The 21,482-nt window shown below is 58.4% G+C and carries 13 protein-coding genes and 1 pseudogene; 1 reads left to right on the top strand and 13 read right to left on the bottom strand.

The window, feature by feature from the left end; translation table 11 throughout:
• Nucleotides 1–9 precede the first annotated feature (9 nt).
• From ABIB66_RS22465 to ABIB66_RS22435, 7 genes are all read right to left on the bottom strand, one after another.
• Complete coding sequence (locus tag ABIB66_RS22465; protein WP_354208773.1) at nucleotides 10–987, bottom strand: branched-chain amino acid ABC transporter permease; 978 nt, start codon at nucleotides 985–987, stop codon at nucleotides 10–12.
• The gene (locus ABIB66_RS22460) at nucleotides 984–1,838 is read right to left on the bottom strand and encodes a branched-chain amino acid ABC transporter permease (protein WP_007604765.1); all 855 of its coding nucleotides are present in this window, start codon (nucleotides 1,836–1,838) and stop codon (nucleotides 984–986) included. Before ABIB66_RS22460 ends, ABIB66_RS22465 begins: the two co-directional genes overlap by 4 nt.
• Entirely contained in the window at nucleotides 1,835–2,575 is a 741-nt protein-coding gene (locus tag ABIB66_RS22455) for an ABC transporter ATP-binding protein (protein ID WP_007604766.1), read from the bottom strand. The genes ABIB66_RS22460 and ABIB66_RS22455 overlap by 4 nt, the downstream gene beginning before the upstream one ends.
• The gene (locus ABIB66_RS22450; RefSeq protein WP_354255711.1) at nucleotides 2,572–3,327 is read right to left on the bottom strand and encodes an ABC transporter ATP-binding protein; all 756 of its coding nucleotides are present in this window, start codon (nucleotides 3,325–3,327) and stop codon (nucleotides 2,572–2,574) included. The genes ABIB66_RS22455 and ABIB66_RS22450 overlap by 4 nt, the downstream gene beginning before the upstream one ends.
• Before the next feature lie 555 nt (nucleotides 3,328–3,882).
• A complete protein-coding gene (locus tag ABIB66_RS22445; RefSeq protein WP_354255707.1) occupies nucleotides 3,883–4,497 on the bottom strand; it encodes a LabA-like NYN domain-containing protein in 615 nt (204 codons plus the stop codon).
• A 395-nt stretch (nucleotides 4,498–4,892) separates the two neighbouring features.
• On the bottom strand, nucleotides 4,893–5,981 hold the full coding sequence (locus tag ABIB66_RS22440) for a helix-turn-helix transcriptional regulator (protein WP_354208769.1): 1,089 nt from the start codon (nucleotides 5,979–5,981) through the stop codon (nucleotides 4,893–4,895).
• Nucleotides 5,982–6,905: 924 nt separating this feature from the next.
• A complete protein-coding gene (locus ABIB66_RS22435; RefSeq protein ID WP_354208767.1) occupies nucleotides 6,906–7,124 on the bottom strand; it encodes a hypothetical protein in 219 nt (72 codons plus the stop codon).
• 68 nt (nucleotides 7,125–7,192) lie between these two features.
• Here ABIB66_RS22435 and groEL point away from each other — a divergent pair.
• Nucleotides 7,193–7,411, top strand: a pseudogene (gene groEL, locus ABIB66_RS43625) (chaperonin GroEL); the annotation flags it as partial.
• A 578-nt stretch (nucleotides 7,412–7,989) separates the two neighbouring features.
• On the opposite strand, the gene ABIB66_RS22430 reads toward groEL, so the two are convergent.
• The 6 genes from ABIB66_RS22430 to ABIB66_RS22405 all read right to left on the bottom strand — a co-directional run bounded on the left by ABIB66_RS22430 (nucleotide 7,990) and on the right by ABIB66_RS22405 (nucleotide 21,020).
• Complete coding sequence (locus ABIB66_RS22430; RefSeq protein WP_354208766.1) at nucleotides 7,990–8,556, bottom strand: hypothetical protein; 567 nt, start codon at nucleotides 8,554–8,556, stop codon at nucleotides 7,990–7,992.
• Between the two features lie 525 nt (nucleotides 8,557–9,081).
• Complete coding sequence (locus ABIB66_RS22425) at nucleotides 9,082–9,618, bottom strand: hypothetical protein (protein WP_354208765.1); 537 nt, start codon at nucleotides 9,616–9,618, stop codon at nucleotides 9,082–9,084.
• A 445-nt stretch (nucleotides 9,619–10,063) separates the two neighbouring features.
• On the bottom strand, nucleotides 10,064–11,566 hold the full coding sequence (locus ABIB66_RS22420) for an adenylate/guanylate cyclase domain-containing protein (protein ID WP_354208764.1): 1,503 nt from the start codon (nucleotides 11,564–11,566) through the stop codon (nucleotides 10,064–10,066).
• A 1,339-nt stretch (nucleotides 11,567–12,905) separates the two neighbouring features.
• Nucleotides 12,906–15,086: a S8 family serine peptidase gene (locus tag ABIB66_RS22415; protein WP_354255704.1), complete on the bottom strand. Its 2,181-nt coding sequence runs from the start codon at nucleotides 15,084–15,086 to the stop codon at nucleotides 12,906–12,908.
• A 62-nt stretch (nucleotides 15,087–15,148) separates the two neighbouring features.
• On the bottom strand, nucleotides 15,149–17,110 hold the full coding sequence (locus ABIB66_RS22410) for a diguanylate cyclase domain-containing protein (RefSeq protein ID WP_354208762.1): 1,962 nt from the start codon (nucleotides 17,108–17,110) through the stop codon (nucleotides 15,149–15,151).
• Nucleotides 17,111–17,702: 592 nt separating this feature from the next.
• The gene (locus ABIB66_RS22405) at nucleotides 17,703–21,020 is read right to left on the bottom strand and encodes an ATP-binding protein (protein WP_354208761.1); all 3,318 of its coding nucleotides are present in this window, start codon (nucleotides 21,018–21,020) and stop codon (nucleotides 17,703–17,705) included.
• Nucleotides 21,021–21,482: the final 462 nt, after the last annotated feature.

Genomic DNA, 21,482 nt, shown 5'->3' with positions numbered 1-21,482 from the left:
TATGTGTCTTTAGGACTTCTTGGTAATACGGCGATAGAGGCCTACGAGACCGGTGGGCCAGAAGATCAGGACCAGTGCGAGCACGGATCCCAGCACGATCTTGTTCCAGTCACCGCCGAGCGAGAACAGGTTCTGCTGGGCGATCAGGAGTGCGGTGCCGATCAGGGGCCCCAGCAGGATGCGGCGTCCGACCAGCACGATGGCGGTGAGCATAAGGACCAGAAAGTAGGATTCGAACATGTCCGGGCCGACATAGGCGCGCTGATACGCGTACAGCCAGCCGGCGAGCCCCGTGATCGGCGCGGATATCACGAATACTGCGAGCCTGATCCGGCGTGGATCGACGCCAAGGCTCGAGGCGAGTGCCGGGTTCATCTGCACCATCAGCGCAGTGGTGCCGAGGCGGGAGCGACGAAAGCGTGCGATGAAGGCCAAAGTCAACACAAGCAGAGCGAAGGCGATCGGCCAGAGATCCTCTTGCATCGCGCCGGAGAAATTCGTGAAAATCAAAGGCAACTTTAAGGGCGGAATGCCGACGATGCCATCGGAACCGCCCACCGCGTCCCAGTTGAAGGCGATCTCGTAGGCGACGACGGCGGCCGCGTAGGTCACGAGCGAGAAAACGAATTCGCGGGTCCGCAAGGTGACTGCGCCAAGGAAGGCAGCTGCCGCGAGGCACAGCGCGATCGTCGTCGCAGCTGTGATCCATCCGTTGACGCCGTAGCTGACGGACAGGTTCGCGGCTGCATAGCCGCCGATGGCCCAGAACACGGTGTGCCCGAGGCTGACCTCGCCGAGATAAGACAGAATGATATCGGCACCGTAGCACATTACCGCGAAGATCGCGATCGTGGTCAGCGTCGAATAGGCAACCGAGGTGCCGCCGAGCAGGCGCGGCAGGAAGAAGCCGATCACGACGGAAGCCGCGATTGCGACCAGGCGCAGGAACGGGATCGATAGCGGCCGGGGGGCTTCGATAGTGGTCATCTGGTCGCAAGCCCCGCGGGACGGATCACCAGCAAAGCCAGCAGTAGCGCAAAGGCAGCCGCCGTCGTGTAGGCGGGCGCAACGAATGCGCCGAAGAAAGCCGTAAACAGGCCGAGCCCGATGCCGGCCGCGAGCGCGCCGCCGATCGAACCGATACCGCCTAGCACGACAACGACGAAGGTCATGATAACCTCGTTAAAGCCCATACTGGTCAAGATCGGTGAACGGGGCGCAACCAGCGCCGCGCCCAGCGCCACCGCAGAACATTCGAACATGAAGACGAGCAGATAGACTGTCTTGGCGTTGATCCCGAACAGCTCCGCGAGCTTGGGGTCCTCGGCGACGGCGCGAATGACCGCGCCGAAGCGGGTACGCTGCGTGAATACCCAAACGGCGCCATAGAGCAGAATCGTCACGACAAGCACAAGCACGTCCTGCCAAGTGAACCACAGCGTACCAAGATCCACCTTGGCGCGCGCCAATGTTCCGGGAAGGATTTGCGGATTGCCGCCGAAGATCAGGGCGCTTACGCCCTGGAGTACATAGCCGAGCCCGAGTGTCACGATCATCAGGCTGGTTAGGTTTTGGGTCATCACCAGGCGCATCATCGCGCTTTGCATTAAAAGGCCGGTTGCTCCGAGCACCACAATTGCCACAAGGATGGCGAGCGGATAGGGCAGACCTAACTTGGTGATGGCGTACCAGGTGACGAACGCCCCGAGCATATAGAGCTGACCATGTGCGAAATTCACGAGGCGCGCCACGCCTAGCAAAATGGTCCAGCCGAGGGCGATGCATGCATAGCCGGAACCGAGCACGATGCCGTTGATGATCTGCTGCGCGACGTTCATGGAGGTGCATCCGCGATCGTGCCGAGGTAGGCCTCGATGATGCGGTGATCGGCCGCCATTACCGCGGCCGCACCTTCGCCGACAACCCGGCCGCGTTCCAATAGATAAAGATGGTCGACCACTTTGAGCGCGGCTTTCACATTCTGCTCGACCAGCAGGACCGGCAGCCCGCGATCGACCAGCAGGCGGATGCGGGAGAGCAGGTCGGTGATCAGTCGAGGCGCGAGCCCCGCGGAGGGCTCGTCCAGCATCAGAACGCGCGGTCCAGCGAGCAGTGCGCGTCCCACAGCAAGCATCTGCCGCTCACCGCCGGACAGTGCCGCGCCCTTGTGCGAGCGGCGCTCGGCTAGGCGTGGAAAAAAGTCGAAGACCTCCGGGGTGGTGAAAAGGTGCCTGCCGGTCGCGTCGGCCGGGGGACGCACCAGCTCGAGGTTCTCGTCCACCGTCAGTTCGGCGAAAATGTTCTTGCCTTCCGGTACCAACGTGAGGCCGCGTCCCACCCGCTCGTGGGCCGCGAGCCTCTCAATGTTGCGGCCCTCAAGCTGGACCTGACCTGTTACAACGGCGTGGCCGCGTGACCAGCCGGCCAGCGCGTTGACCAGCGTGGTTTTGCCGGCACCGTTGGCGCCCACGAGGCCGACCATCCGGCCGGCGGGAACGTCGATACTAACGCCTGACACCGCAACATTGCCGGCATAGCGGACGCAGAGATCGTCGCTGCTCAGCACGCCGGTCATTCGTCGCGCCCCAGATAAGCTTCGCGAACCCGGGCATCGCGTTGGATCTGGGTCGGCGTTCCCGTCGCCAGCATCGCGCCCTGGTCGATCATGACTATGTGGTCGGCGATTGACATGATCAGGTCCATGTGATGCTCGATCACCACAAGGGCCAGCCCGCGCTTGCGCAACCCGATCAGGACGTCGGCGAGCTTCTTCATGTCGCCACCGCTAAGGCCGGCGGCAGGCTCGTCCAGCAGCAGCACTTTTGCTCCGGTGCCATAGGCAAGCGCCACCGAAAGCAGCCGCTGCACGCCGTAGGGAATGTCGCCCGGAAGCTGGCCATGGTACTGCCGTGGGATGCCGAAGAAGTCGAGTAGTTGTGCGGCGGCGGTCTCGGCGGAACGGCGGGTCGTGGCCTCGCGCCACGGTGCGAAAAGCGAAGTCATCAAATTGATCGAGAAGTCGCGGAAGATCGCCGAAACGGCATTCTGCAGGACCGTTAACTCGCCGAAGAACGAGTTCTGCTGGAAGGTTCGGCGCAGGCCGCGGCTGGCGAGATCAAATGTTTGGAGCGCGGAGACTTCGCTGCTATCGAGGAAGGCACGGCCTCGATACGTCACGGCGTTGGTAACGGCTGCAAAGCAGGTGCTCTTGCCGGCGCCGTTAGGGCCAATGATGCCGAGGATCTCGCTGCTATGAACCGACCAGCTCATGTCGCGCAGCGCGACCAGCGCGCCGTACTGGACGGTTAAACCTTCGACGCGCAGCACCTCGCCGGCACTCGTGCGGGTTTCCCCGGAATTTGCCACCCGGCTGTCCATCCCTCGTTCTTCTGATCGCAGCGGTGGCGACCGGTCTTATTGGCGGGCAGCTAACGGAGCAATCGATGGGGATCAAATCGCAGGAGAAGCTGCCTTGCATAGGGATCGTATCGCTGACAGACAGCGAAAACTTGTGCTGACTGGTTGCCTTCGACACCCTGGGGTCTAGCTACTGCGAGGCCCGCAACCTTCACGAAAAAAACTTGGTTCGTCGGCAAGCTTCTGCAAAACGGTCGCTCGGGCAAAGGTTCGAGGGACGGTACGGCAAAAGGACGCCGAGCGCGCGCGTCGCGAGGCCGAGAATAAAGAAGCTGCGGCACCGCATGTACATCGCGCTTGCAAGACTAACGAAGCCATGATGCGCGCCAGGTCACGCGAAGAGTTCTACGATCTTCGCCGAAACGACGCGATTGCATCGAGACGGGACGTCGATTGTGATGCCCCAATAACAATCCAGCTATGGGTCCTGGTTTAGCCGCAAGTAGGCCATTGAGGAAGGCTGTCTCACTCGAGAGGGTCATTTCCTTTCGGCTCTTGCAAGAACTTCGGCATGTGGTTACGCGGTTCACGATCACGCGGGGCGGGGCGTTCGGACGGGTCGCGACCGAGCTTGGACTGCAGCTCGACGAGGTCGGTGAAGACGTCGGCTTGGCGGCGCAGCTCGTCGGCGATCATCGGCGGTTGGCTCGCGATCGTGGAAATCACGGTGACCCGCACGCCGCGGCGCTGAACGGCCTCGACCAGGGACCGGAAGTCGCCGTCGCCCGAGAACAGCACCATCTGGTCGATGTGCTCGGCGAGCTCCATCGCGTTCACGGCGAGCTCGATGTCCATGTTGCCCTTGACCTTGCGGCGGCCGGAGGCGTCGATGAACTCCTTGGTCGCCTTGGTGACGACGGTGTAGCCGTTGTAGTCGAGCCAGTCGATCAGCGGCCGGATCGAGGAGTACTCCTGATCCTCGATGATCGCGGTGTAGTAGAACGCCCTAAGCAGCGTGCCGCGGCTCTGAAACTCCTTCAGCAGGCGCTTGTAATCGATGTCGAAGCCCAGAGTTTTCGCCGTCGCGTAGAGATTGGCTCCATCGATGAAGAGCGCGATCTTGTTAATAGTGGAGGCCATTTTTACTTTCGCGGAGGTACTTCATCAGGAAATGAGAGATGGAATGCTTCGCTGAAGACTGAAGATGAAAGGCGGACACTTATTGTAGCATAGTTGCCATGGACGATGCGCGCTAGGCGGTTGTAAAGGGGATTCTCGATTGCGCCCTTGTGACTTCAGGTTGCAGGCGGTCAGATTTGCGCTTTTGCCGCACCGTTTCAGGACTGGTTTTGCCGACGTCGTCGGGCAGTACTACAGGGCGCGTGGCCGCACTTAGCATCGTCTTGGATAAGTCCGGAATCGCGCAAATGGCGGAAGTGAGCGTTGCCGGCCTGCGGCACCATGGCGCTCGAAGATTGACGTCAATCGTTCAATCGTTCTTAAGTGTGATAGATGGCGTCGCTAAGCTGGAGTCATCACTTCTCCGGAACGAGGTTCGACAGCATCATCACCAACTGAGCCTGGCGGTTTGTCCCCGTCTTCATAAAAACAGACTTCAATTGATTGCGCAGGGTCTGCTTAGAAAGCCCTCGCTCTGCCGCAAAACTTTCCAAATCCTTGCCGCTCGCAAGAGCCCATGCAAGTCGGGATTCTGCGGCCGTCAGCTCAAAGGCCTCGCGCAGAGTCATCATACCTGCTGACTGCGTTAGGTCGGTGTCGGAGATAACTAGTATTGCGTGGAAGAGGGAAAGGGGAGAGTCGGTTAGACCAGTAAGCCGCATCGGGTAGATGACAAGTCGGCCGCCTGAAACCTTTTGCAGAACTATGGGCGCGATAGTGAAGGCTTCAACGCTCCAGAACAGAGCTCTGATCGCGTTGTGCAGGAGCTCATTTGATTTCGGATCTTGGCAGCGAATGCGTCCTGCCGAAATCTGCAGATCCAATCCGATTAGTCGCTCCGCCGCCGGATTGACGCGAACGACGTGGCCCGACCGGTCAAGCAGAAGTGCCGCGCGCTTTGAGAAATCGAAGGCACTTAGTGCTGATTCCCCTTTTGCCAGGCCGAGCGCTGCGCAAGTCTGAACGACCGAATCCAAACTGTTGGACAGCTCGGAAAGAGCTCGCAACTCTCTCGCGGAATAAGAACCTTGTTCTGGCGTCCTTTGTAGGCTCAAATTCCAAACTAGATCTCCCCGGCCGATCCGGACGCCTGCCCAACCGCTAAGATTACAGTTCCGAAGGAACTCTTGATAAAAAGGCGAACGCTTGCGTGCGTCTAATGGCATGCAGTCGTCGTCTGTCGCCACTCCATTGGCCAAGAAGGCGGCCTTCCCCCGGTAGCGCTCGTCGCGGCCTTGCCATCCGTCACTGACGTAAACATTTGCGCTGCGATCCATGGAAGGAGTAGCAGCAACGATAGGCAATGCTCCGACAACTGGTAACAGGACCGCGCCATACGACCCTGTGCATTCCGCCGCCGTCTGCAATGCCTCTGTCCAGAGAGAGGGATCGATCGCGGCGGCGGCCAACACGCGGCTAAGTCGCTGCAGATCAAAGGGTTCCATCCACCATTCCGACGTCGTCGAATGTGCCGCAGCACCTCTAAAGGCATAGCCCAATTGGGCCATGCTGCCTCAGGATATTCGCCTTATCAAGGGGTTGGGGTAGCCCCGCGAGACCCACTTCGGCAAGGCGAGAGCATGACCATCATGGAAGTTGGCCACGGTCCTACAGGGGCTCGTAGCGACCGCCCTCTTGGGCAATGCGGGCCGGTCCGCTGTTCACGAGTTTCGCTGTGCACGAGCCCGTATTCATGAACAGCTACGAACGCAACTTCTGTCGGAATAGAACCAGTGATCTGCCAACCTTTGACATCGATGTTCAACGCAGGGGACGACGTTGGGGCTGGTTCATTCGGACAAGCTCGGGCGAATGCTTAGTAGAAGGCCGAGAGCGCAGTCGGGCCGAGGCGAGATATAGGGCGGCACGAGCGCTGTTTCAGCTATTGGCTTCCTCGCCCTATCAGAAAGCAGTCAAAGAAGCTTTACGCGCCGGCAGACCTAGTTAGTTCACTTTCCACGTTAACGCGATAAGAGAAAGTACCCCCATTGCTTCAACGGTCGACCTGATACGAGTTGCCCAGCGGAATGCACTCAGGGATCACTGGTGTGATCGGGATTTAGTTTAGAGCAGGGCATCTTCAAGCGATGCGACTAAGGACGTTTGCGACTTGAGATCGACGCGCGGCCGCCGAGTGCGTTATCTAACGTGCATTTTCTCGACTATCGCGTAGAGCAGCACGAAGATCGGTAAGAAGACGAAGAACCAAACCACTGACTGATCGGTTTCCGCGAATTCGCGGTTCGGGTTGCTGTCGGTCGCGTGAGGCGTTGTCGAAAGCACTCGAGCGGGCCGACCTCGTCTTGCGAGGCGGCCTAGCAGTCGGCCGACTGTCTCTTCCGGAGGAGGCTGCCGGTTCATCTTGATGCTCAGAGCGTGAACATCGACGGGAATTCTCGTACCCGCTCGATATCGACGTGACCGCTTCCGTTCAGCCATTCGTGCCGGCAATAGGCGAGGGATGCAGGATCGATGGTAAGCCCATCTCTCGCGATGGTGCGTCGCGTGCCCATGCGGCCGGCCCACTCCTTGCTGCGGGTAGTTGGATCGACGCGACCGACGACGTAAACGGCTGTGTCGTTCGTCAAAGCAATCTCCAAAGGTGCTTAAATGAACTGGCGACAATATGGAAAGCTTATCGGCAGACCGATTTTAAGCAACGAGGATCGTTGCTGCAGGTGCGAAGGCTATCGCTCCGGGCGGCGGTGTCGCCCTGTTGCGTGATTCCAAGCGACTCAAGTGCCTGCGCAAGAACGACGATCAAAACAGGGGCGTTGAGATCGTGCGCAAACTCTCGTCCTGCCCGCCCGACAGATAGCGATCAAATTCCGGGGAAGATGGGTCAGTGATCGCCGGCAAAGTTTCGGAAAACAAAATTTGAGCCTACGGGTTCGACAGGTGAGTACGTCAGAGTGGCGAGGCCGAGAAGTTGGGCGGCGACATGACAAGGACGCTGCTCATCACCTTTCATAAATCCGCAACATCACAATCGGCCATTTTGGCTCGAGTCGCTGAGGACATGCGTTGACCATGGCCGTGATGCGGAGAGTTTCGTTGGAGACAACCCAGCAGATTCTTGTCAAAATCCTCAGCCGTTACAGACGTCGTCGGCTAAGCTCTTGCCCGGGGCTCTAATTTGGGAGGCGCCAATCCCGGTAAGGTGGCATCCGTGGGACGCGGTGCCTTTGGCTTCCGCAATGTGCTTGGCGCGCCTTCGTGGTAGGTCGATCGGCCTCCGGCCGATTTCTTCCATAACAAGGATTTGCGAATCCCCGTTCTTGCTCGCGCAGCAGCTCGGATCTTCTTCAAACGAAGCTGAATGCTTGCGCGCGACGCGGACCTATCGGGAGGTAGGCCCAATTTCCGCTGAGGTGGATTTCCTCGGCAAGGAAGACCGCCCAGCGTGCGCAAAGGGGCCAACACCTCGCAATGACCTTTGTTCTGTCGGGCGGTTCAGCCTTGACCCGGGCCACGTCCCAGCCGCCGCGGCAGAATGTACTCGACATCAAGGCTGATGCCGTCTCCGCTCAGGGGGGTCGCTGTATAGACCGCAGAGACAGCCAATTCGAAGAAGCTCCCGATCGTGAGATAGCCGATTGTGAGCGCCGACTCTCCGCTTGGCGGACCGCCGAGCAGCAATTCCGCGATGTGGCAGCAATCGTCCATCGTCGCCGCCAGCGGTGGAAGGGTGATGAGCTCGCCGGTGTGTTGAGAGATTTTAGCTGGATCGGCGAATTTGGGCTCGCGTCCAATAACGGCGCCCGCGTTGATCAAGGGTACGAAAAATTTCGCGACCTGCGCCGGCTGACCGGTGATATTTTGAATGTTGACCTCGGTCGCGTACACGCCGGGCCGGGCGCCTGCGGTACAGCAGCAGTTCGTCTCGGTTTGTCTGCCGCAAACGACCTTTACGCTGTGCACGAGGAACTCGGCTTGCGGCGATACGGTGGTGGCGGCGAGCAATTCGCTGAATGGATGCGGAAGACGGTCACTTGCAGAGCCCGTTGGATTTTTGGCCATTTCGATCTCCACGATGTTTGCGGAAGGCGACCTACACGCCAAACTTACGCCAGACTCGACGCAATCTTGTGAGAGATGGCTCACACACTTGGAAGAAACCGCGACAAGCCAAAGTTCCTCGCAAGCAGTGCAACGGATCGTCAGGCGACGATCACTCGATTATCCTCTGAAGTGCGATAAGAGAGGAAGACGAGCACCAGGGCTCCGGCGAAGGTGATGCCAAGGAAAACATTATGCATGGCGCCGCATCTCGCTTTCATCGTTCCCCAGCCACTTAGTTGACCGGGCCGGGATCATCAAAGGCCCTCATCAGCCGTCGTTAATCGTTGCGCTTCAGTTCGACGATGAACCCTCCGACAGATCGCCAGGACCGGAGCGCTCGCAGGCTGGACAAGGCAGCCTCGTGCTGGTGCAGTATCTCCCTCGAGGAGCACTTGCTCCCCTTCAGGTGCCTCATCTGTCGGGTTCCGAATTTCTGTAGGTACAATCGCGGTCAGCCCCCAACGACGATGTTGGGCAGTAGCATCATCGCCGTTTTTCGAGCCGAGACTTCGAAGCGTTGGTTGTCACGCTTTCGAGGCTCGCCACCAGTTTTTCCTGGGCTTGCCCTAACCCTTCCTTCAAGCTGTCCAACAGAGACAATTCAGCGACTGCAGGTGAGGTTGTTGCTTTGTCGTTCCTTGAGGATTTGATATTCGTATTTGATTGATGAACAGCAAGCTTTTTCGAACGCTCTCGGTTTGAGAGAGTCGGCTTTGTCGGTACGTCCCCAACCGGCGTCGCAGTTGCTATCTTGGGAGGAGGCACGACAGCTGCAACAGCTGTTTGTGGCCATCGTTCAGCAAACTCCAGTACGCTCGGCGGCGAGACGATCGTCGGAAAACTCGTGTCGATAACGACCCGCTCGGGCACCCGTTCGGCCGAGGCTATCCTTATGGCGGGCCTTTCGGTCGAGCCACCGGTAGGTTCCATCACTTGCTGCTGCGGCAAACACCACCCCAATCCGACCAGCCAAAGGACAAGGGCGCTGCCGACAAACCCGAAATATTTAATCAACGGCATGGGTCGTCTCCCATTCGAGACGATCTTGAAGCCGGAATTCTTAGTAGATCGGTAAAGGTAGATTAAAAACGGTAACGTGGTTATCGGAGATGTTGCGACGCAGAAGCGACGCCATTTGCCGAGAGAGAGGGAGGGAGAGAGAGCCGAGCCTTCAACGCTTGAGACGATTAACTCTCTCCAAGACGCAGAGGTCGGCTTCACCTGCGCGCACATGCAAAGTATGGCTTCGATGTCGTACAAATGCGAACGTTGCGCTGCTTGCGTGTGCACCCTGGCTCGAACCTAGTCACTCCAGGTTGGATCTCCGAACAATGGCGCTGCTTGGGAATGCAGACACAGCGATGCCTGCTGGCCTCGTTCGCCCGGAATATACGCGCAGTGGCGCGAAATTGGCGCTTAAACCGCAGCCGACAATCGGTCTGCTTTGCCGGACGCGCGCGGTCCTCTATCTCTGCGCCGGATGAATTTTGATACGATGTATTTCCATTTTTTGGCCGATGCCCTTCAAATTTTGGTAGTCGCGCGATGCCGAGCATCCTTTGACGATGTCACTCACTCCAGGAGCCTCCATCACCGTTTCTGTCAGGCAGATTTCGTTGACGCCGGCTAGACCTTGCACACGGGCGGCAATATTCACGTCCTGTCCGAAGTAGTCGATCCGGTCATTGAGCCTTACGGCTATGGCCCTGCCTCTGTGCACGCCGATTTTGAGGCCGAGCGGCTGCGAAGCAGTCCGATTGAAACGCGACAGCTCTTCGATCATCTCGACGGATGCAAGAACCGCGTCCTGGGGACGCCCGAAGGCAGCCATGACTGCATCACCGATCGTCTTCACGATAGTGCCAGATCGAATCTTGATGATCTTATTCAAGATGTCGAAGTGCTGACGAACGAGAAAATAAGCGTTCACGTCGCCGATGTTTTCGTACAACGGCGTCGAATCCTTTAGATCAGTAAACAGATAGGTGACGTCGGAGACGGCCAGGCTTTCGCGCTCGTCCACCAGCTGGGTCTTGTACAGTTCGCCGAAGCAGGGCGTCAGCAACAATCGCTTACCGGAAAGAAAAGGTTCATACTCGACCAGATGGGGCTGGAACTGGAAAGGGTATTGGAGAAACCAGAAGCGGCCACGATCCTTGGTGCGGTTCTCAATGTGGATGATGTGTTTGCCTGGGCTAAGATCGGCCGTCTGTCGAAACGCAAAGCGTCCGTCGCCAAGAATCATATCTCTCGGTTTAGTGGGTCGATCCGTAACGAACCGGCCCGATTCGAGTTGGACAAGCGTTTCCTGGCGTTCCGCCGGTTCACCGTTCGCGAAGAAAACCAGAAGAAGTTTATGGCTAAGATCGAGCACCTCGAAACGACCGGCAGTTACGGCGAGTTCAAATATCAACCGCTGACCCGCCTCGATATCGGCGAATCCCCGCGAGAGTGCCGCAACGAGTTGCTCGTGTGTCATTCCGTGCGGGGGCTTGAAGTCCTTGGAGAAGTTGTAACGGAGATAGTAGTCCTGGACGGACAGCATGTCCGGATGACGATATAGGATGTCGCGAATCGAACTCGAGACGGTAAAGGTGACTTGGATGTAGTCGTCAAGCGCCGCCTCATTGAGGGCATTGCAGAATTCGCATTGGAAACGTGGATGAACCTGGTCTAGCTCACGAAAAGTGCCGGCGACCTGCGGGCAGTAGGCGCAGATGAGCAGCCACTGCATCTCGAATAGCCCAACCTTAGCGGCGTGCACGAACAGCTCGATTCCTTCGGCGTCACTTAGGCCGTTGGCAGTCGCGTACTGGATAGGATTGACTCGAAAGAGATCATAGTCGCCGGAGGCGCGAATAAAACCTTCGAGATGCGAGAGGGTCTGCGGCGCCCAGCTCGCTATCGACCCGAGCTCTATGAGGCGCTGATTCAGGAGGCCTTCGTTGACTGGGGATGACCCGTTCATATCAGTATGCTACCTCGCTCCCCGGCAATACTGGTTAGTCGGCCGACTAGCCACGCGACAATCGACGCGGTCCCTTTGTGTCCAGCTGGTTTTAGTCGAACCGAGCCGGATAAGAAAAGTCAGCTCTATTGGCCTGTATCAGTCGGCAATGCGACGCCTTGGTCGAATAGGCAATGTCTGGTCTCGTCCATCATGTCCATGAGAGCCAGCAGGGGGGCGCCAAAGAACTTAGTCGCTCCGCCGCTTTCGCTCGCTCCGCCGTCGAGCGAACGGGAGCCGGCGCCTCCGGCCACCCAAAGAATGCCTGGCCGACAACCGCGGCGGCCAGAGTGTCGTCGTCACCAGCGCCGGCCAAGAATCCAAGGCCTTCGGCGAAGACCAATGGCGGGCCGTCATCGCGGACCGACGCTCTCCGGCCGGCAGCGTCGGTCAAGTGAAACGTCAGGTTATGCGGCGAGAACCATGAAGTCCCGCGCAGCAAGACCTTCCTAGCCAAATTAGGGGGCAGACAACATCGCGGCACAGCGCCTGGTTGAGCAAGAAGATGAGGCATTCAAGCGCAGCTTACGATCTGCCGCGGTTGCATGTAAGTGGTCGGCAATGACGGCAGGCGCTGTTGACCCATGGCAAGCGCTTGTTGATTCTCGCATGGGCCTATTGTCGGATGAAGACTATGGCATGTGGAGGTCGCGGAGGAACGTAAAAGCGTGCCTCACAGGCGAGGCACTCGAAGTGCTCCGCAATGTCAACCCGCCAATCCAGATAACATCTTTTTTGACCAGCAATCCGGGCATTCTCTCTGGTTCAATGCGTCAAGAGCATCTGCGTCAGTCATTTCGAGGTCGTGGAAACTGGCTGCATCAGAGCATCAGACACCGAAAGAGCGACTGATGTGTTTCGCCATCACGATAGCAACATCCGTATAGCGGCCGTTCGACCAGAACTGATCGCAAATCAGCAAAAGGAATAGCGCATTAATCGAAATCAGAATTCCCTTGCACATAGCGGACTTGTCCCTTGATGAGACTGCCAACCGAGCAGGTATGAACTGAGAGAGACGATATGCTTTCTAAAGTCGCGGCTGCGACGATCTGCAATGGTTGTAGGCTGGCAAGAAGCCGTTACTAATCCGTTAACCGACCGATCCGACCAATCTCTGCCGAAGGTCGGCCTCCGGTCCGAAGCTGCTGATCCCGGAGGTTCGCTATTGCGTGCCTATCGTCTCGAACCCTCGCGCGTTCTCAACAGCGATACATTCGCGATTCGGCCGACCGTGAACTCTGAACTAGGGTGTCTCAGGCGACTTTGGTCAAACTAGGATACGGTCCGCCCGGGGTGCTCAAGGTGTAACGGTCACGCTTTTGAAGACAGTGCCGCCGTTGTTGGAGCGGCCGCTGAAGCGGACGGTCTGCGGACCTCGCGAGGTGGCACTGAATTTCCAGATGGCGGAGCGCGTATCGGCCTCCGTTACAGTTCCAAGTGTGAGGCTGGCCGCGTTTGGAAAATCCATTGCCACCCCATCCTCGCGCGTGGTCGAGACCCCGAGCAGGCTTACACCGCTAGACGCTGCCGCCGCCGACACCTGAACCCCATAAGCCTCGTAACTCGGGTTGAAAATGGTTGTCTTGATTGTGAAGGTCGAGCCGATCGCGGGAGACGTTGTGCTCGGCGTAGCCGTCATCGAAATCGCAGGCGTTGGATCCCCGCGAATGATTTTAGCTGCGATTGCCACCGGCAAGCCAAATGAGGGAGCTCTCCAGTTGATTGCTTTGAGCCGGAGAACGCCAGGAGGCGGATTGTCGATGATGAGATATTCGACGTTGTCGATATTAGACTGCGAGGCCCAGCCACCACATTGTCCAACTGCGTCCGGCGTGCAACTGGCGCCGGGATCGGCCCACAGGTCAACATCGTATGTCACCGCCTGTGACGCTCCTGCGCTCGATTCGGGCTCGTCCCAAGTAAGCACAGCGACGACCCGCTTGGTACCCCGAGGCACGTCGATGTCGAAGAAGCCCCAAGACTTGTCGGTGATTGTCATCCACGCCCAATGGCCGCTCCAGCCGTTGGGGTCGACGCGCGCCCAATGCGATTGATAATCGGAGACGCGTCCGAGCCCAAAATCACTGCGTCCGCCACCGGTGTTGTTTGCCGGACTGACCTCGTCCGAATGCAGCGAAGCGGAAGCCATGAGATGGGCACGCAGCAAGTGCGGTCGATCTCTGAAATCAGGATAGTGCTCCAGCAACGTAGCCGCGATGCCACTGACATGTGGCGTTGCCATGCTGCATCCGCTCTTATCCGTATAACCATCCGTCGTTCCCGCCTGCGCGGAGGTCACGACAGCGCCCGTTGCAACGAGGTCCGGCTTCATCCGATTATCGCCGGTCGGGCCGCGGCTGCTGCTGCCGGACAATTCGCCAACTAAGCTTGATCCCGCGTCCTGCACGTTTCCGACTGTGAGCGCATTCTTGGCCACACCGGGTGACCAGATCGATTGCGCGCCCGGACCGTTATTGCCGGAGCACACGATGTAGGCCTGACGTGTTTCCCAGACGCGGGCGTCGAGCTTGCGCGATTCGGAATCGGTTCCAGTCTGTCCCGATCCGCTCGCCCCACCGCTCAGATTGATGACAGAGGGGCGTGGCGCGTCGCAGCTGGTTGCGTCCGCCATGTAGTCGATCGCGTCCCGCAGCCAAGAGTTTTGTCCGGTGTTGGTCGATTTCCAGATCTTTCCAACCCGGATGCGCTCACGCGAACCGACCGCAGTTGCGACGCCGCGGAACCGCGCTTTCGCAGTGCCAGTTCCGGAGATGGTTGCGAGGACGTGAGTGCCGTGGCCATTCTGATCATTCCAAACGCCCGCGGCGTCGCTCGTGAAATTAATCCCGCAACCGTTCTTGTTGAGGTCTTGGTGCATGGTTGCGGCCGCACTTCCCAACATGGCGCCGGTGTCGAGTAAGCCCAATACAGTTCCCGCACCCAGGAAGCCGGACGCACGGATGTAATCGACTCCATTCGTAGCCATGCTCTGATCGTGTCCACCGCCGCTCCGGCGCTCGATTTCGATGAACAGGATGAAATCCAAACCGGAAAGAATGCGGATCTGTTCGGGTGTTGCGAGAGCCTCATAGCTCCGCAACACCGGGTCGTAGCGACCGACCTCCGCACCCGTAGCTTGGACCCGTTCGGCGAACGAAGTTTTGGGATCAGTTTCGAACAGGCTGATAATAATTGGAAATCGAACCACCTCGGAGCCGAGACGCTCGATGGCAGATTGTGAATGCTGACCGAAAAGTGACCCCCATCGGCGCGTTCGGAACCCCTTTAAGTCACTGATTGTGTTGAATCTGATTGATCGGACCCCACGCCGATCAAGGTCGAGACCCCCCGCCGAAACACAGAAGAACTCCTTCACGGCAAGCCTTCCACCGAGCCATCGATGAGGAGGTTTGGCTCCCACATCAGATATATCTTTCAAGGTGCAAGCGCGCTGCCATGTTCCGTCGATCGCCATCATGCTCGCCGGAATAGCCCGGTCGAACGCAACTCGCCGTGTCCCTCGCTAGACCGGTGCTCTCATCACGCACCCTCCAGATCAGGCAGTGAGGGCACCAGCGACGGCATCTCCAGGCGCGAGGATACGAGCGAGGAGCTTGATACCGAGCAGTCCCGGCCCTGTTCCTTCGCGCGGTACAAAGCTATGTCGGCGTCACGGGTGAGCGCCAACTCATCCGTGGTCGCATCCCGCTTTTCGGCGACGCCCACGCTTATCGTTACGTACTTTCGCGGCGAGCGCGGATGGTAGATCTGCAAACGAGCGACCAGCATCCGAATCGCGTCGGCCACCTTCACCGCCCTTTCCTCGTTCACGCCGGGCAGGACCACGGCGAACTCCTCGCCGCCGTACCGCGCCGACAATCCTCCCGTATTTGCGGTGGCGCTTCCGATCACCTCGGCAATGCGCTGGAGGCAACCGTCCCCGGCCTGGTGGCCCAGCGCGTCGTTGAAGCCCTTGAACTGGTCAATGTCCATCAGGAGAACCGATAGCATGTCATGTTTGGCGTAGGCCTCCCGCAAGAAGGCATCGAAGCTGCGCCGATTCGCGAGCCGCGTCAGACCGTCTGTCGTCGCGAGCTGCGCCAGTCTAAGGTTGGCTGATGACAGCTCGTCCTCGAGGCGCTTCTGCTTCGTGATGTCGCGAAGAGTTCCGACGATCTCCAGCTCGCCGCCGATGGACTGCTCGGCCAGCTTGAAGTGCGCCTCCAACCAGGCGATCGCCCCATCTCCCCGTCGAATACGGAACCGGACAGAGCTGGAGGCGTTCGCGTGCTTCAATTCTCGGCTCGCAGCCATGACCTTATCGCGATCGTCGTCATGGACCACGTCGAGACACGACCTACCGAGGAAATCATTCTCGGTCATCCCGAGCACAGCCACCACAGAAGGTGACACGTAGCGGAGGTATCCCCTTCGGTCCATCACGATCACGATGTCGGCGATGTTGTCCGCCAACAAACGCAGACGCGCCTCCCGCTCCCGCAGCGACCGTTCGAGTCCAGTCCTGAAGGTGAATTGGCTCCTCAACAGCGCCGCCATGGCGACGATGATTGCGACCAGCAGGACCGCTACGACCGCATCCGAGATTAGATCGGTCCGCCAGTTTGCCAATACCTCATTCTCTGATCGCGCCACCGTGACGACCACCGCGTATTCGGGGTCCAGCTCGTATGCGATGTATTTGGTGAGCCCATCGAACGGGGAGGTGATCTTATAGGACCCGCTCGGGCTTTCGATCAAGCGCTTCTGGAACAGTGAGGTGTCGGCGATCTTTCGACCACTTTCCACCACGGGCCAGCGAGCGAACATCGTTCCGTCGGCGGACAGGAGGCTGATGCCGCCTTGAGCGCCGACACCAAAGGACGAATAGAAGTTGCTGAAGTAGTTGCAGTCGATCGCGGCGACCACAACACCTGCGAAGTCCCCGGTTGGAGTGCTGATCCGCTTCGACAAGATGATGGATGGTTGCCCGCTAGTCCTGGAGACTATCGGCCCGCTCACGAGCATCTTGGGGCTGGGATCGTCTCGATGGTGCGCGAAGTACGCTCGATCGGAGTTGTTGTAGTCTGGTAGGCGCTCGAAGGACGAGTATCGCCAATTGCCCTCCGCATTCAAAACGCCGATCTCCCGGATCTGCGGCAGAGAGCTGGTCGTGCCGACTAGGTGGGCATTGAACCGCTCAGGCAGCGGGCTCTGGTACTTCAGCAAGTCTGCCAACCCGGTCATAGCCACATCAGGGGCCTTGAGGGTAGTGGTTGCGTGCCGAGCTAGCGAACGGGCCAGATTGCCTAAATCCTCCTGAGCCCGGGCCAGGGTGGCTTGACGGGCCACTGAGGCCTTCCACGAGACGAGGCCAAGGACGCACGCCATCATGACGGCCAGGAAGGCGCCGACGACCAGTTGAGGCTTGCGATGTATCGCCTGATTTAGTGATGCCACGACGGAGTCACCTGCTAAGGGTGCATTCAAGATGACGATCATCATTTTTAGCTTCAAAGCCGCTAACAAGCGGGGGCTGCGTTGAGGCAAATGCAGGCGTTTGGCTAACAGCCCATTGAGAACCCGAGCGGAATCCGGCAGTGACTGTGGCAATAAGCACCGCGGGCTCCGCCGGCCGCCCGGGTACGCCACCGCAAGCCAGCCGCGTAGATCGGCCACGCGGGGAGCGGCCAGAGCCTGTTCTTGTCTTGCTCTCTCCCTGAGGTGCCGCTGGAATGAAAACTACATTGCGAACCAATTTTTGGCCGATGATGGGTGCAGATCCCTATAGATCGAGCCGGCAATGCCCTCCCGTGATCTTCTCCTGACACCGTGTGGGAGGCCGTGGACGCGAGCACAGAGCGGTGGTACAAAGAGAGATGGAGGAGAGTCGCTAAGTCTTTGAAATTGCTTCGGTTACATGAGGGCGGGCCGAGTCCGCACCTGGGCGCCATCGCTCTTCTAAGAGCCTGATATCCAAACTGAGAGGAACACAATCAATCATGTCCCGCAGAGTGGAGTGATTGATGTGGGTCCAGGGCGTACACCTTGTGCGTGCCGGCGCTCCCACCTCACCCCGGCTGGCCCAAGAAGCAGCCTATGCTTTCGATGCTGCTGGCGCTGGAATATCGCACCTCTCCCTTGCCTTGATCATATCCGCGGTATCAAAACCCTCGCGGAAGGACAGGTAGAGCTCGGTCAACTGTTGACGGTACGATTCGATATGCGGTGACCTGTCCAGAGCGCAGGCATTGGAGAGGAGCCTTAGTTGGAACGATCGGGAACGCTGCTCGCGCGCGATCGCGAGGCCTTTTAAGATAAACTGCTCCGCACGGGCTACATCATTGTCCGATCGCAGGTAGGCGTCGCCGAACAAGCGGTATATCTCGCTCGCGTAGAATCGGTCGGAGTTGCTCTCGGATTCGAGCCTGAGCTCCGCTTGGCTCAAGAAGTCCAGCGCTTGACCATAGCGCCCATTCTTGATGCAGGCGTCGGCGAGCAATCCCAGGGCATAGGTCTCATACAGCAGCGCACCCCCGCCGCGCTGCTTTTCCAACCCATTCTGCATGTCAACGATTCCTCTTTCAAATTCACCGAGGTTCGCAAGTGCCCATCCGCGCAGGATGAGACTCATGGCTAGATAATGTACGAATTCATGCGCCTCGCTTACTGCGACCGCCGAGTCGGCCTGTCTGGCGACAGCCGCCGCATCACCACGGAACTGATGCACGCGCAGACTGACGGTTCGTGCCATAGCTTCGCTGAATGGATGATGCGAGGTATCGACAAGAGCGCCAGCGTCCTCGCACATCCGCAAAGCTCGATCAGGATAGCCGAGCTGCCACAGTGCCATGGCGTTGTACAGACGGACATGAACGCATGGGTCCTGCCCCGACAGATGAAGATAGAGTGCGGTTTTGCTATCCTCGCACAAGCTCATGCTACACTCTAAAGCGTCATGAGCAGCCGAAAAATTCCCTTGGGCAAACAATGTAAAGCCCAAGGCTTGGTGCGCGATGACTTTGTAAGCCGGGTCGCTCATGCTTGCTGCGGTTCTCAGCAGATGTTCGGAAAGCGCACGCGCCTCACCAAGGAACGAGCGGACGAAATTCCACGAGAAGAGCCCAAAAAGGGCGGGCACGGTGTGCTCGTCGAAGCCGCCTTCCTCGCATAACTGAAAGGCACGCATGTAGGCTTGCTTTGCACCTTCATTGCTCCAGCCCTTGATTGCCCTGAGCGAATTGCCGAGCGACGTTTGTAGTAGGAGCTCTGACTTGGTGCGAAGTTTCGAATCGTCGATGCTAGATAGTAGTTTCAGCCCCTGATTCAGGTGGCCGACGGCTTCATTATGCGCCGAACGGTCTGCCGATTGTTTGCCTGCCTCGTACCAGTAATGCAGCGCCTTCTCGTAAATGCGCGCCTGAGTATAGTGATATGCGACAACCTCAGGCTGGGCCTTCGCCCTTTCAGAGAACTTTTCTTCGAGCAATTGCCCGACTTTTCGATGGTAGGTTTCGCGCTCCGCCTTTGTAAGCAACTCGTACGCCGCGTCCCGGATCAAGGCGTGCTTGAATTCGAAAAACGCCGACCGCAGCAAGGGACCTTTCTGGTAAAGAAGCTCTGCATCAACTAGGTGGAGTAGTTCCCGGGCCAGCACATCTGCGTCGAGAGACGTTGCCGACAGAAGCAGTTCGAAATCAAACGTGCGGCCTAGGATGGCTGCGAGCTGCAACACCCTGCGCCCCTTGACCCTGTCGACGCGGGACGTCAGCGGATCGCGCAGCGTCAGGGGGATCGCCGAGTCGAGCGCCGTCATAAGATCGATCGAGTCGGCCGTGCTCTTCGAGACATTTTCGTCGAGCACCATCTTGGTTAGCTCCTCGACGTACAGCGGCATGCCATTCGCTTTGGCGGCAATTTTGGTGCTGATCTGACGCGGTAAAATCTTGTCTCCTGCAATCGCTTGGATTAGGTCTCCGACCTCGTTGGATCGCAGTCGAGGCAAAGCTATCTGGGTGAGATAATGCTTTTCTTGTAGCTGGGGCGTGAGGCTGGACCTTGTCGTGAATAGTAGGAGAACGGGCTCGTTTCCGACAAGTGGAATGAGCCGGTCGATGAGGCTCAACGTGGTGGCATCAAACCAGTGACAATCCTCAAAAACCAGCAGCGTGGGTCCTCGGTTGGCGTACTGCAGGACAATCTCGATCAGGCCGTTGAATGTCTGTTGCAGCAGGCGCTCCGGTGAGACGTAGTGCGGCAGTTGCCTCGGGATCGCGAGGAGTCTGCTGACGAGAGGCAACATCTCCGTGGCGTTGGTGAATGGTTCGAGTAAGGCCTGCAGCTTCGCAAGCTTCTTGTCATCGTTGTCGGCGGGAAGAATTCTTGCGGCGAGCTGAAAATTCTCGATCACCGGATACAGCATGGTGTTACGATGGAACGGCGATCCATTGAAACGCAAGCTCGCCGCGGCCTGCGTTCCGAACAACGCTTCAAATTGCTGAACGAGCTTTGTTTTCCCAATCCCTGGTTCGCCACTGACGATGACGGCTTGGCCACTTCCCTCCTTCACGTGCTCCCAGAGCTCCGACAGCAGGTCGAGCTGCTTTTTGCGTCCGATCAACGGCCGGTCCACTCGTAAGTCGGCGGCGAGCTCATGCCGATCTAAGCGATCGAAAACGCGAAATAACCGCAGCGGACCGACGTTCTTCAATTCCCGTGTGCCGAGATCTTCGTAGTCAAACGCGCCGGGTGGCAGCAGGTGCTTTGTTATCTCGGTGATGACGACGGCGTTCGGGATGCCGGCAGCCTGCACTCTAGCGGCGACGTTTGGCGCATCCCCGACAACGAACTCGTCAACGACTACTTGGCCGGTATTGACACCTACGCGCAGCTGGAGCTCGAAGCCGTATTGTTGCTTGAGCTCAACATTAAACCGTAAGATCGCCTCAACGATTTGAAGTCCCGTCAGCACCGCTCGATAGACGTCGTCTTCGTGCGCCTCTGGGTAACTGAAGTACGCCATGAACCCATCGCCCATATATTGGGCGTAATACCCTTCATAGCGATGAATGATCTCTTTCGAGATGCGATGAAAATTCGCGAGGCCGTAGCGTAGGTCTTCGGGATCCATTCTACGAGCCAGAGCGGTGGAGTCCACGAGATCGCAGCACAAGAGGGACATTTGACGTCGGTTAGTGGGCTTGCGGCGGGTGCTAGCAGGGGGCCTATCGGTGTTCGAAACGCCCGCGCCCTTCCTGGCCGGCCTTGACACCGCGGCGCCGCAGCTGTCACAGAATCTTGCTGAAGGAGAAATTGCGGCTTCGCATTTGGCGCACGTTGTTGCGCGGAGCTTACCGCAGCTAGCGCAAAATCTGGCGCCCTTCCGATTCTCGGTTCCGCAGGACGAACAGCGCATATCGGCCGACCTGTTCTCAATGCCGCCCGGGAGCCCCAATGACAGCGGCGGCGTCTGTTACAAAGTCAACGCCAGCCGCGCTTTTTTGGAACACGCCCCTTTCGACGGGCTCAAGGCGGCAGGGTAGCGAGGCTCTGCGTCTGCATTGAAGTATGGCCTCACCTGTTGCGTCCAGTCCATGCGTACGTTTGCGTTCAGAGGTATAATGCAACCGTAGGTATTAAATGTTGAAGGAGTCTGTTCACTCGACAAGCGGCATGTCGGTATTCCGATTAGTACAAATGACCCAAGCAGTTTCGGCACCCATGGTGCGATCAGGGATAGACCCCGGTTCTCTCCCTGGCTGCCGGCGTTGCTGGGTAAGTCGAGCGCGGTCTCACCGACGATTTCGTACGACGACCAGCACGCGATATAGAATGTTGGCGACCGCTCCGGAAGGGGATACTGTGCGCGGGGTCAAGA

The organism is Bradyrhizobium sp. F1.13.3, from assembly GCF_040548265.1.
In the GTDB taxonomy this organism is placed as follows: domain Bacteria; phylum Pseudomonadota; class Alphaproteobacteria; order Rhizobiales; family Xanthobacteraceae; genus Bradyrhizobium.
Note: the sequence above shows the minus strand (reverse complement) of the source record. Positions and strands in the feature narration are given on the sequence as shown.